This is a genomic window from Amaricoccus sp., from assembly GCF_017995835.1.
GTDB lineage: Bacteria > Pseudomonadota > Alphaproteobacteria > Rhodobacterales > Rhodobacteraceae > Amaricoccus.
Map to the genome: position 1 here is coordinate 1 of NZ_JAGOID010000098.1, position 11614 is coordinate 11614.

At 72.8% G+C, this 11614-nt stretch carries 11 protein-coding genes; 6 read left to right on the top strand and 5 right to left on the bottom strand.

From position 1 onward, the window contains the following. A partial coding sequence (locus tag KBA23_RS13460) for an FAD-binding protein (RefSeq protein ID WP_290741767.1) occupies nt 1-386 on the bottom strand: 386 nt, incomplete at its 3' end. A 111-nt stretch (nt 387-497) separates the two neighbouring features. Between KBA23_RS13460 and KBA23_RS13465 the strand changes: the two genes are divergently transcribed. After that, nucleotides 498-1847 carry a hypothetical protein gene (locus KBA23_RS13465; protein WP_290741769.1) on the top strand — a complete coding sequence of 450 codons (1350 nt, stop codon included), beginning with the start codon at nt 498-500 and terminating at the stop codon, nt 1845-1847. Nucleotides 1848-1890: 43 nt separating this feature from the next. On the opposite strand, the gene KBA23_RS13470 is transcribed toward KBA23_RS13465, so the two are convergent. Continuing rightward, on the bottom strand, nt 1891-2310 hold the full coding sequence (locus KBA23_RS13470) for a DUF305 domain-containing protein (RefSeq protein WP_290741771.1): 420 nt from the start codon (nt 2308-2310) through the stop codon (nt 1891-1893). 162 nt (nt 2311-2472) lie between these two features. Here KBA23_RS13470 and KBA23_RS13475 point away from each other — a divergent pair, with 162 nt between their 5' ends. The 4 genes from KBA23_RS13475 (at nt 2473) to KBA23_RS13490 (ending at nt 7320) form a co-directional block, all read left to right on the top strand. Next, entirely contained in the window at nt 2473-4269 is a 1797-nt protein-coding gene (locus KBA23_RS13475) for an IlvD/Edd family dehydratase (RefSeq protein WP_290741773.1), read from the top strand. A gap of 106 nt (nt 4270-4375) precedes the next feature. After that, on the top strand, nt 4376-4933 hold the full coding sequence (locus tag KBA23_RS13480; RefSeq protein WP_290741775.1) for a hypothetical protein: 558 nt from the start codon (nt 4376-4378) through the stop codon (nt 4931-4933). Nucleotides 4934-5158: 225 nt separating this feature from the next. Then, nucleotides 5159-5938, top strand: a complete 780-nt coding sequence (locus tag KBA23_RS13485; protein ID WP_290741777.1) for a DUF1194 domain-containing protein — start codon at nt 5159-5161, stop codon at nt 5936-5938. 140 nt (nt 5939-6078) lie between these two features. After that, a complete protein-coding gene (locus KBA23_RS13490) occupies nt 6079-7320 on the top strand; it encodes a cyclopropane-fatty-acyl-phospholipid synthase family protein (RefSeq protein ID WP_290741779.1) in 1242 nt (413 codons plus the stop codon). Nucleotides 7321-7426: 106 nt separating this feature from the next. Here KBA23_RS13490 and KBA23_RS13495 read toward each other — a convergent pair whose 3' ends face one another. Next, nucleotides 7427-9022 carry a cisplatin damage response ATP-dependent DNA ligase gene (locus KBA23_RS13495; RefSeq protein ID WP_290741781.1) on the bottom strand — a complete coding sequence of 532 codons (1596 nt, stop codon included), beginning with the start codon at nt 9020-9022 and terminating at the stop codon, nt 7427-7429. 67 nt (nt 9023-9089) lie between these two features. Beyond that, nucleotides 9090-10097, bottom strand: a complete 1008-nt coding sequence (locus KBA23_RS13500; protein ID WP_290741783.1) for a ligase-associated DNA damage response exonuclease — start codon at nt 10095-10097, stop codon at nt 9090-9092. Nucleotides 10098-10257: 160 nt separating this feature from the next. Here KBA23_RS13500 and KBA23_RS13505 point away from each other — a divergent pair, with 160 nt between their 5' ends. Next, nucleotides 10258-10479, top strand: coding sequence for a hypothetical protein (locus tag KBA23_RS13505; RefSeq protein ID WP_290741785.1), 222 nt, complete (start codon nt 10258-10260; stop codon nt 10477-10479). A gap of 566 nt (nt 10480-11045) precedes the next feature. Here the strand turns inward: KBA23_RS13505 and KBA23_RS13510 are convergent. Then, nucleotides 11046-11614: hypothetical protein (locus KBA23_RS13510; protein ID WP_366935317.1), on the bottom strand; the 569-nt coding region annotated here is incomplete at its 5' end.

Genomic DNA, 11614 nt, shown 5'->3' on the forward strand with positions numbered 1-11614 from the left:
GGCAGGAACAGGTCCGCCTCGGCCGCGACGTCCTTGACCGTCTGGAGGACGCAGCCCGCCTCGGCGACGCAGGAATAGTCGTCCGGGTCGAGCGCGCGGATGCGGTTGAGCCGTCCGAGGGCGAGGACCACGTGGGCCTCGGGGTCGCTTGGCAGCGCGCCCCCGACCAGCCCCGTCGCGCCGCCCTGCGGCACGACGCCGAGGCCGAGCCGGCCGCAGGCGCGCAGCATCGCCTGCACCTCGGCGACGTCGCGTGGGCGCAGCACCGCGAGCGCCGCGCCGCGGGCCGCGCCGAACCAGTCGACGAGGTAGGGCGCCATGCCCTCCGGCTCGGCGAGGACGGCGCCGGGGAACTCGGCCGCGAGTCGGGCAAGGGCCGCGGTCACGGCCGGGCGCCCGGCGCGCCGGCGCACTGTAACCATGCGGCGACATGGTCGCGTGAACGTGCGGCTTCGGGGCTTGCGCGGCGTCCGGCGTCGCGGCACGAGAGCGGGGCCATGTCGTCTCCCATCGTGGATCATCCGGCGCAACCGCGTCGGCGCCTGCGCCCGGCCGTTGCGATTCTCGGCGTGCTGGCGCTGACAGTTTCGGTCATTCTCGCGCTTGCCGTCGAGACCCGGCCGCGAGCTCCGCTCGCTGCGCCGGACGCCGTGGGCGCCCGGGCCGCACTCGCCGCCGGCCAGACGCTACAGGCCTTCGTCGAGAGCGGCGGGGCCGACGGGCGGCTGTCGCTCGCGGACGGCGAGGTGGAGGCGCTGCTCGCCGCGGCGGGGCGACTCGTGCCGGGCGCGGCCGCCGGCGCGCAACTCGGGGACGGCGATGTCGGGCTCACGCTGTCGCTCGGGCCGCCGCAGCTGCCGGCGCCGTTCTGGGCCAACCTGCGGCTCGGCTTCGCCGCCGGTCCGGAGGGGCTCGAGGTCACGCGGGCGCGGCTCGGCAAGCTGCCGCTGCCGCCCGCGCTCGTCGAGGCTGCGATGGTTCGCGCAGCCGATCATGCGCTCGACATGCCCGGCGTCGGGCGCGAGGCGATGGCGGGGATCGTCGGGCTCGACGCCGCCGGCGGCCGGCTGGACGTCGCCTTCGGCTTCGATCCGGCGACGCGCAGATCGCTGATCGACCGGCTGCGGGAGCGCTTCGACTTCGGCGGCGGCGAGAACGGACCGGTCTTCGCGCAGCTCTGGTGGCTCGACAAGGGGGGGGACCAAGGCGCGCTTCCGCGAAGCGGCTCGGTGCTCCCCTACATCGGGGCGGTGGTGACGCGCGCGGACCGCATGTCCCGGCGCTGGGGCGAGGTGTCGGATCGCGACCGGCTGGCGGCGGGCTTCCTAGCGCTCGCGATCTATTGCGGCGAGCCGGCGATCGGCACGGCGGTCGGGGTGCGCCTGCGCGAGCAGATGCGCGGCGAGCGCAACCACTGCGCGGAGACGACGCTCGCGGGGCGGATCGACCTGAAGCGCCATTTCCTCGTCTCCGCCGGGCTCTATGCCGAGGGGGGCGGTCCGGCCGCTTTCGGCGTCGGCGAGGTCAAGGAGATCCTGGACAGCGGCGAGGGCGGCACCGGATTCAGCTTCGACGACATGGCGGCGAACCTCGCCGGGGCGCGGCTGGCGGCGGCCTTCCTTGCGGCGCCGGCGGACCGGTGGCCGGCGATGCTGGCGCTGGTCGACGAGGAGAGCGACGTGCTGCCCGACGTCTCCGACCTGCCGCGCGGCCTTTCGGAGGCGGAGTTCCGGACCCGTTTCGGCGCGGTGGACAGCCCGGCCTATCGCGACATGCTGGCCGAGATCGCGCGCCGCGTGGAGGCGCTCCCCTTCCATCGGGCGGTCGGCGCCGCCCCGGCGCGGTAGCCCGTTCGCCGCAGGTCGCGGCGGGGCAGGCGCGCTTCGCCGTTCACCTGGCGGCGTCGTTCTCTGCGAGCCAGGCCTCGAGGACGGCGATCTCCGCCTCCTGGGCCTCGACGACGGCTTCGGCCAGCGCGCGCATCCGGGGGTCGTCGCCGTATTCGAGGACGACGCGGGCCATGTCGAGGGCGCCCTGGTGGTGCGGGATCATGCCGCGGGCGAAGTCGATGTCGGCGTCGCCGCTGTAGGCGATGTCCATTCCCGCATGCATCCGCGCATTGGCGGCGCGGTACGCCGCGACGGCGGGGGCCTCGTCCGCCGCCTCCGGCGCGACGTGACCGGCGTGGCTCTCGGCCTGCGCGACGACGAGGGGGGCGGACGCGGGGTCGCGGCCGGCGAACTCGCCGGCGGCGAGCGCCGGCACGGCGAGCGCGGCGGCAAGGATGGCTAGGACGGGGGCGTGGCGCATTCCGGTCGTTCCTCATGCAGGACGGGAGTCGCGCCGATCATGCGGCTTCCCCCAGCTGGAAGGTCAAGCGTGGAAGAACGTTTGGACCCGTCGCTTGCCAAGGCCCCCGGCGTCGGCTTCATAGGGCTGTTGGCAAGAGATCACCCCGGGGAAGGAACCGCCATGACCGACGTGCCCGCCCGTCCGCTGCGTTCGCGCGCGTGGTTCGACAATCCCGGCAACCCGGACATGACGGCGCTCTATCTCGAGCGCTACCTGAACTACGGCGTCAGCCGCGAGGAGTTGCAGTCGGGCAAGCCGATCATCGGCATCGCGCAGACCGGATCGGATCTGTCGCCCTGCAACCGGCATCATCTCGAGCTCGCCAATCGCGTGCGCGAGGGCATCCGCGAAGCGGGCGGCATCGCCATGGAGTTCCCGGTCCACCCGATCCAGGAGACCGGCAAGCGCCCGACCGCCGGGCTCGACCGCAATCTCGCCTATCTCGGGCTGGTCGAGCTGCTCTACGGCTATCCGATCGACGGCGTGGTGCTGACCGTCGGCTGCGACAAGACGACGCCGGCGCTGCTGATGGCGGCGGCCACGGTCAACCTGCCGGCGATCGCGCTCTCGGTCGGGCCGATGCTCAACGGCTGGTTCCGCGGCGAGCGCACCGGCTCGGGGACGATCGTCTGGAAGGCGCGCGAGATGATGGCGCGCGGCGAGATCGACTATGCGGGCTTCATCGACCTCGTGGCGAGTTCGGCGCCCTCGACCGGCTACTGCAACACCATGGGCACGGCGACCACGATGAACTCGCTCGCCGAGGCGCTGGGAATGGAGCTGCCGGGGGGCGCGGCGATCCCCGCGCCCTATCGCGACCGGCAGGAGATGTCCTGGCGCACCGGCAAGCGCATCGTCGACATGGTGCGCGAGGACCTGAAGCCCTCCGACATCATGACCCGCGGCGCCTTCCTCAACGCGATCAAGGTCAACTCGGCCATCGGCGGCTCGACCAACGCGCCGATCCATCTCAACGCCATCGCCCGCCATCTCGGCGTCGATCTCGGCATCGAGGACTGGCAGGAGCACGGCGAGCGCATCCCGCTCCTCGTCAACCTCCAGCCGGCGGGCGAGTATCTCGGCGAGGATTACTATCACGCCGGCGGCGTGCCGGCGGTCTTCGGCCAGCTGATCGCGGCGGGCGAGATCGACGAGAGCGTGATGACGGCGAGCGGCAAGACGGTGGGCGAGTGCTATCGCGGCGCGGTCATCGTCGACGAGGACGTCATCCGGCCCTATGACCGGCCGCTGAAGGAGCGGGCCGGGTTCAAGGTGCTGACCGGCAACGTCTTCCATTCGGCGGTGATGAAGATGAGCGTGATCTCGAAGGAGTTCCGCGACCGCTACCTGTCGAACCCGGCGAGCCCCAACCGCTTCGAGGGGCGGGCGGTGGTGTTCGACGGGCCGGAGGACTACCACCACCGCATCGACGATCCCGCGCTCGGCATCGACGAGAGCACCATGCTCTTCATGCGCGGCGCCGGGCCCAAGGGCTATCCGGGCGCGGCCGAGGTGGTGAACATGCGCGCGCCGGAGTATCTGCTGAAGCGCGGGGTGGCGAGCCTCGTCTGCGTCGGCGACGGGCGGCAGTCGGGAACGTCGGGCAGCCCCTCGATCCTCAACGCCTCGCCGGAGGCCGCCTCGATGGGCGGGCTCGCCCTCATCGAGACGGGCGACCGGGTGGTGCTCGATCTGAACGAGGGGCGTCTCGACCTGCTCGTCCCGGAGGAGGAGCTGGCGGCGCGGCGCGAGCGGCTCGAGGCGGCCGGCGGCTATCGCTATCCGGACAGCCAGACCCCGTGGCAGGAGATCCAGCGGGCGCTGGTGGGCGAGCTCGAGACCGGAGCGGTGCTGGAACCGGCGGTGAAGTACCGCCGGATCGCCCAGACGATGGGCGTCCCGCGCGACAACCACTGAGGGGGCGCCCGTTTCGCCGGCGCCGTTAACCCCGCCGCGCTGCCGCCCGCGCGGAATGGCCCCGATTTGTGTAGACTTGTTTCGTTTTCGGGGGTGGGGGCGGACGATGCGGAGGTGGGCGGCTATTGCCGGCGCGGCGGCTTTGTGGGCCGGGGCGACGGGCGCTGCGGGAGCGGACCAGTTCGACAGCACGCCGCTCTTTGCGGCCGGGCGCTGGTCGGTCGAGCACACCTACGACGCTGCGGCCCGCGGCTCCTGGTGCGCGGCAGACACCGTGAACGCCGAGGGGCAATGGCTTTCGGTGGTCGGCTATGACACCGGCGCGGCGGCGATCCTCGTCGGCGATCCCGAATGGCGGATGCGGGAGGGGGCGGTGCGCTTTCGCATCGACGTCGACCGCACGGGATGGGACGTCGAGGGGACGGGGAGCGACGGCTCGGTCGCGGTCTTTCTCGACGACGCGGTCGCGGCGGCGGATTTCCTCGCCGGCCTGACCGAGGGCGCCGAGGCCGCGGTCTACAGCGACGCGGGCCGCCGCCTGGCCGCCTTCCCGCTCGACGGCGCATCCCGGGCGATCGAGGAGCTCGTCCGCTGCTGGAACCGGATCGAACTCCCGGACCCGTTCGCGACCGCCACCGTCGCGCCGCCGGGCATGGGGCTCTAGGATTGGCGATCCGCCGAGGCGTCTCCGCGGCGCCGGCGGCCCGGCAGGGTGGCGATCCGTGGCGGCAACCGGGATCGCCGGCCGGTCCTGCGCGATCCGGCGCGGAAGCAGGTCGCGGCCGGTCCCTGCGCCAGTCCGAGCGTTCCGGTCGCTGCGTCCACGGGATTGTGAGCCGCCGTGTGTCGCGGGCGGGCTAGCCTTGCAGCGGCATCTCGGGAGAACGGCATGATCGAAGTGGCGGCGCGGGCGGCGGTCATCGCGGCGGCGTTGTGCGGCTCCGCCCGGGCTGACGATCACATCGTCGTCGACACGGCGATCGTGCTCGCCGTGGATGTCTCCGGCTCGATGGATCTGGAGGAGCTGGCCGTGCAGCGGACCGGCTACCTCGACGCGCTGCGCCATCCCGATCTCGCGCGCATCGTCGCGGCCGGGCGCACCGGGCGGGTCGCGCTGACCCTGTTCGAATGGGCGGGACAGGTGCGCGAGGCCTCGATGGTGCCGTGGCGGGTGATCGACGGCCGGCCCGCGCTCGAGGCGTTCGCACGCGACCTCGAGGCGCTGCCGGTCCGCACGAACCACGGCACCTCGATCGCGCGCGCCATCGACTACGGCCTGGCGCTGATCGCCTCGGCCGAATTCGCCGCCGACAGCTGGGTGATCGACGTATCCGGCGACGGACCGAACAACATCGGACCGCCGGTGACCGAGGCGCGCGACCGCGCGCTCGCCGCCGGGGTCACGATCAACGGGCTGCCGATCGTCATCCGGCCTTCGCGCGGTCTCGCCGACCTGCCGCGGTACTTCGAGGACTGCGTGATCGGCGGGCCCGCCGCCTTCGTCATGCCGGCCGCCGACGTGGCGGAACTCGCCCCGGCGATCCGCCGGAAGCTGTTTCGCGAGCTGATCGGGGGCGATCCGCCGGAGCGGCTTCGACAAGCTGCGGGCGAGCCGGCGGCCGACTGCCTGATCGGTGAGCGGCTGAGGCGCGAACGCGGGCAGTTCTGAAGCAGCGCCTGACGCAGCAGCGCCGCGTTTCGCGGTCGAAAGGGTCGCGACCTGTTGCGCGAATTGTCTCGGGGTGGACGCGCCCGCGCCGGGGCGCATATTGGTTCTCCAGATAATCATGCACGCCAGGGGGGTCGTTCATGTTCCCGCTTTCCAAGATGCTCGCAGGCTTCGTCAGGAAGGGCAGTCTCACCGTCACCGACGCCGACGGAAAGACGCACGTGTTCGGCGGCGAGCCCGGACCTTCCTGCAAGATACGCCTGACCGACAAGTCCCTCTACTGGAAGTTGTTTCTCAATCCGGAGCTTCACGCCGCCGAGTCCTACATGGACGGCAAGCTGATCTTCGAGGACGGCTACGGGGTGCGCGACCTGCTCGCCGTGTTCTCCGCGAACCGGCGGACCCTGTTCGATCAGCCGCAGCAACGCGCGCTCGAGCGGCTCAACAAGGCCCTCAAGCGCGCGCTCGAGGCGAACCCGATCGGCAAGGCGCAGGAGAACGTTTCGCGTCACTACGACCTCGGCAATGCGCTCTACGAGCTCTTCCTCGACCGGGAGATGTTCTATTCCTGCGCCTATTTCCGCCGCGGGAACGAGACGCTCGAGGAGGCGCAGCTCGCCAAGTGCCGGCTGATCGCGGCCAAGCTCCGGCTGGAGCCCGGCATGAAGGTGCTGGACATCGGCTCGGGCTGGGGCGGACTCGCGCGGTACCTGGCGCGCGTCGCCGACGTGGAGGTTCTGGGCGTCACCCTCTCGAAGGAGCAACTGGCGCTCGCGGTCGAGCGGACCGGGGCGGAGGGGCTTTCGGACCGGGTCCGCTTCGAGTTGCTGGACTATCGCCAGCTCGACCGGACCTTCGACCGGATCGTGTCGGTCGGCATGTTCGAGCACGTGGGCGTGCGCCATTACGCGGAGTTCTTCGGCAAGTCCTACCGGCTGCTGGCGCCGGACGGCGTCATGCTTCTGCACTCGATCGGCCACATGAGCCCGCCGAACGTGGCGAGCCCGTTCTTCCGCAAGTACATCTTTCCCGGCGCCTATGCGCCTGCGATGTCAGAGGTTTTCCCCGTCGTCGAGCGGAGCCACCTCTGGGTGACGGACGTCGAGTTCCTGCGTCTGCACTACGCCAGGACGCTCCGGCACTGGCAGGAACGGTTCCAGGCCCGCCGGGCCGAGGCGGCGGCGATGTACGATGAGCGGTTCTGCCGGATGTGGGAGTTCTACCTGCTCGCCGCCGAGGAGATGTTCACCGGCGGCGCGTCGGAGGTCTTCCAGATGCAGCTCACCCGCCGCATCGACGCCGTGCCGCTGTCGCGGGACTACATCGTCGAGGAGCAGGCGCGGCTGGAGCGGATGGAGCGGAAGCAGCTGGCGGCGGAGTAGGGCCGAAGGCCGCGGAGCCAAGGGTTTACGCGGATTCGCTCGATGCACGGCGCATGCACGAACCATGCACGATCCATATGCATGGTAAAATCGTCGGGATAGCGCGTTAATCTTCGGTGCCCGGCGGCAGCATCGCCTCCAGCGTCTCGATGCGGTCGGCCTCGCGCGGGGGCTTGTCGCGGCGCAGGCGCGAGATGCGGGGGAAGCGCATGGCGAGGCCGGAGCGGTGGCGGGTCGAGCGGGCGAGGCCCTCGAAGGCGACCTCGAAGACGAGGCCGTGGTCGGGATCGGCGCGGACGGCGCGGACCGGGCCGAAGCGGTCGGTGGTGTTGTGGCGCACCCAGCGGTCGATCTCGGCCAGTTCGGCGTCGGTGAAGCCGAAATAGGCCTTGCCCACAGGCACGAGCGTGTCGTCCGCCGCCCAGACCCCGAAGGTGAAGTCGGAGTAGAAGCCCGACCGCTTGCCGTGGCCGCGCTGGGCGTACATCAGCACCGCGTCGACGAGGCGGGGGTCGCGCTTCCATTTCCACCAGGGGCCTTTCGGCCGGCCGGCGAGGTAGGGGCTGTCGCGCCGTTTTAGCATCAGGCCCTCGATCACCGGCTCGGGGGGCGTGTCGCGCAGGCGGGCGAGGTCGTCGCGAGTGGCGAAGGGCAGGAGCGGCGAGAGGTCGATGCGGGCGGGGTCGAGGCCGGGGGCGAGGGCTTCGAGCGCGGCGCGGCGCTCGGTGAAGGGCAGGGGGCGCAGGTCGCGACCGTCGAGGGCGAGGAGGTCGTAGGCGCGCAGGAAGGCCGGGAAGCGGCGCATCTGCGCGGGGGTGACCGACTTGCGGTTGAGGCGCTGCTGGAGGTCGGAGAAGCTTGCGACGCCGCCGTGCCCGGCGCGGACGAGAAGCTCGCCGTCGATGGCGCCGTCGAAGGCAAGGGCTTCGACGAGGTCGGGGAAGGCGGCGGTGATGTCGTCGCCGGTGCGGGAATAGAGCCGGCGGCGGCCGTTTCCGGCGGCGGCCTGGACGCGGATGCCGTCCCATTTCCATTCGGCGGCGAAGTCGGCGGGGTCGAGGCGGGCGAGGTCCTCGGCCCCGAGCGGGTGGGAGAGCATGACCGGGCGGAACGGCGCGTCGCTGGCCGGGGCGGGGCGGGGGCCGGCCGCGGTCAGCCAGGCGAAAAGGGCGGCGTAGGGGGGCGCGAGCCCGTGCCAGACCTCCTCGATGTCGGCGACGTCGCGGCCGCCGAGGTCGGCCAGCGCCTGCTTGGCGAGGCGGGCGGAGACGCCGACGCGCAGGCCGCCGGTGACGAGCTTGAGGAGCGCGAAGCGGGCGGGCGGGTCGAGCCGGTCCAGCAGGCGCTCGACCACCTGCGGGGCCTCGCGGCGGGAGGCGGCGTGGAGCGTGTCGACGACCGTGGCGAGGCGGGGGGCGTCGGCGCTGCCGCGGGTCGGCCAGATCAGCGCGATCGTCTCGGCGAGGTCGCCGACGAAGTCGTGGGAGAGGGCGAAGAGCTCGGCGTCGACGCGGGCGGTGGTGACGTCGCGCAGGAGCGCCGGCTTGACCGAGGCGACGTCGAGGCCGCCGGTCAGCGCCGCCAGCGCCCAGCCGCGGTCGGGGTCGGGGGTGTCGCGCAGGTAGTCGGCGAGCAGCCGGAGCTTGCCGTTGCGCGCCGGCGTGAAGGCGAGGCGTTCGAGGAGCGCGGCGAAGCGGCGCATCAGCGGGGCGCCCTATCACGCGTGATACGCTGACAAGCGTCTGATTTAACTTGGTAATTCAAGACGGCTAATCCTCTGCCTCGTCCTCGTATCCGACGAGGTGCAGCGGGCGGGCGGCGAGGCCGTTCAGCGCGCACCAACGGACGAGGGCTTCCTCGCGGCCGTGGGTGACCCAGGTTTCGGCGGGGGAAAGCTCGGTGAGGGTGGCGGTCAGGCCGTCCCAGTCGCAGTGGTCGGAGAGGACGAGGGGAAGCTCGGCGCCGTGCTGGCGGGCGCGGGCGCGGATCTGCATCCAGCCGGAGGCGAAGCCGACGAGCGGATCGGCGAAGCGGCGGATCCAGACGTCGCCGAAGGCGGAGGGCGGGGCGAGGACGACGGCGCCGCCGACGCCGCCGCGATCGGCGGCGGTGGCGTCGGCGATCTCGCCGAGGTCGATGCCGCGGGAGGCGTAGTAGTCGCAGAGCCGGCGGAGCGCGCCGTGGACGTGGATGGGCGCGTCGTGGCCGGCGTCGCGCAGGAGGCGGATCAGCCGCTGCGCCTTGCCGAGCGCGTAGACGCCGACGAGGTGGGCGCGGTCGGGGAACTGCGCCAGCGAGGCGAGGAGCTTGCGCGTCTCGTCGGCCGGGTCGGGGTGGCGGAAGACCGGCAGGCCGAAGGTCGCCTCGGTGACGAAGAGGTCGCAGGCGACGGGCTCGAAGGGCGCGCAGGTCGGGTCGGGCGTGCGCTTGTAGTCGCCGGAGACGACGGCGCGGCGGCCGCCGGCCTCGACGGCGATCTGGGCGGAGCCGAGGACGTGGCCGGCGGGGTGAAAGCGGACGCGGGCGCCGCCGAGGTCGAGCGTCTCGCCGAGGGCGATGGGCTGGCGGCTGGCGGCGAAGTCGTCGCCGAGTCGGATCGCCATCATGTCGAGGGTTTCGCGGGTGGCGAGCACGGCGGCGTGGCCGGGGCGGGCGTGGTCGGAATGGGCGTGGGTGATCAGGGCGCGGGCGACCGGGCGCACCGGATCGATGTGGAAGTCGCCCGCGGGGCAGTAGAGGCCTTCGGGGCGCGGCGTCAGCAGGTCGCGGAGCGTCATGACGGCAGAGGTAGGGGCGCGGACGGCCCGCGCCAAGCCGGAAGGCCGGACGCTTGCGCCCGACGTGACGCCGTCACGGGAGCCTCACGCAGCGGTCACGGCCCGCGGGCGACAAGGGGGCATCGGCGGCCGACGGGGTCGCTGTCCACGGAGAACCGTCATGGCCACCACCACCCTTCCCGCCCCGAAGCCGAGGTTCTTCGGGGGCCTCGTCGGGCTGATCGAGGCGTTGCGCCGCAGGATCGCAGCGGCGAACGCCCGGGCGCGCGACCGGGACATCCTGCGTCGCTTCGCCGAGATGGACGACTCGCTCCTCGCCGATGTCGGTCTGACCCGCGACGATCTGAAGCGGATCGCGCGCGAGGTCGGGGCGCCGTTCTAGCCGCGCGCCCCGCGCCGGAGGCCGGCGTCGGCCGCCGCATGTGTTGTCGCCTTTGTGTGTTGTCGCCTGCTTGTGTGTTGTGAGCGTGTCCTCCTGCCCGACGCGGCGCGACCCCCGCCGCGTCGGGCGCTGGTCGTGGGGGCGACGGGTCGGGGTCTCGCGCCCCATGAAATAATCCCAACTCCGCTTGATCGGTTCGGTCGATGCGTTGCGGAGACCCCGCCGATATCCCCGCCGATTTCGACCGTTGGCGAAATCGGCACGCGACTGCCCTGTCGTGCCGAAGGCACGCCTTCGGCGTGACGGGCAGGCGCGTTCCGCGCCAGCCAGGGCAGCCGCGCGCCGATGCGAGCTTCGGGGATAACGGATGGCCTCTCGGCCCGCGCTTGCGGCGCGGGCCGACCGGATCGCGCGGGCGCCACCGGCGCCCGGCAAGTGCGATCCGGGGAGAAATCGGATGGGCGCAGCCTGGGCTGCGCGGGGGCGGGCCATGCCGCAGGGGTCAGGCGGAGACGGAGTGATTGGTCGCAATCCAAGATCCGCGCCGCGCGGGCCGCCCCGCGGCGTCAGTCCGCCCGGGCTGCGACGGGGGCGCCGCCGCCTGCCGTCAGGCGGAGGGTCCAGGCGGCAGGGGGGGCGACGCGGGAGCGCAGGCGGGCGATGCGCCAGCGCGGGGCGCCGTCCACGGCCCAGCCGGGGGCGGGATCGGCGCGCCAGCGGCTCTCGACCCCGGCCGCGCCGCCGTCGTCCGGGGTGAGGAGCAGGACGAGCGCGCCGCCGCCGGCTTCGGCCGCGAGGTGGAGCCGGCGGACCGGGGTGAGGCCCGGGGGGTGGTCGAGTTCGACGACGACGAGGCCGACGGGCCCGGCGCGGGCGGCCTCCTCGGCGGCCCACAGCAGGTCGGTCGCGGTGCGCCCGGCGCCGAGGACGATGCGGCCGGGCTCGACGAGATCGGCGATCCCGTCGCCCATCAGCTGCTCGGGGGACCACGCCGGTCCGAGCCAGAGCACCGGGCCCGCGGTCCGCGCCGCGATGAGCAGCGCCAGGGCGCGGCGGGCAGGGCCCGTGATCTCGTGCGCCCGTCCGGGCGCGAACGCGATGTCCGGGGCGAGCGTGACGGGCGGGCGGTCGGGGG

Excerpts from the sequence above, each read along its gene's own strand:
- KBA23_RS13505 (WP_290741785.1), top strand. The coding sequence starts at position 10,258 with ATGGCCACCACCACCCTTCCCGCCCCGAAGCCGAGGTTCTTCGGGGGC.
- KBA23_RS13470 (WP_290741771.1), bottom strand. The coding sequence starts at position 2,310 with ATGCGCCACGCCCCCGTCCTAGCCATCCTTGCCGCCGCGCTCGCCGTG.
- KBA23_RS13480 (WP_290741775.1), top strand. The coding sequence starts at position 4,376 with ATGCGGAGGTGGGCGGCTATTGCCGGCGCGGCGGCTTTGTGGGCCGGG.
- KBA23_RS13465 (WP_290741769.1), top strand. The coding sequence starts at position 498 with ATGTCGTCTCCCATCGTGGATCATCCGGCGCAACCGCGTCGGCGCCTG.
- KBA23_RS13475 (WP_290741773.1), top strand. The coding sequence starts at position 2,473 with ATGACCGACGTGCCCGCCCGTCCGCTGCGTTCGCGCGCGTGGTTCGAC.
- KBA23_RS13490 (WP_290741779.1), top strand. The coding sequence starts at position 6,079 with ATGTTCCCGCTTTCCAAGATGCTCGCAGGCTTCGTCAGGAAGGGCAGT.
- KBA23_RS13500 (WP_290741783.1), bottom strand. The coding sequence starts at position 10,097 with ATGACGCTCCGCGACCTGCTGACGCCGCGCCCCGAAGGCCTCTACTGC.
- KBA23_RS13495 (WP_290741781.1), bottom strand. The coding sequence starts at position 9,022 with ATGCGCCGCTTCGCCGCGCTCCTCGAACGCCTCGCCTTCACGCCGGCG.
- KBA23_RS13485 (WP_290741777.1), top strand. The coding sequence starts at position 5,159 with ATGATCGAAGTGGCGGCGCGGGCGGCGGTCATCGCGGCGGCGTTGTGC.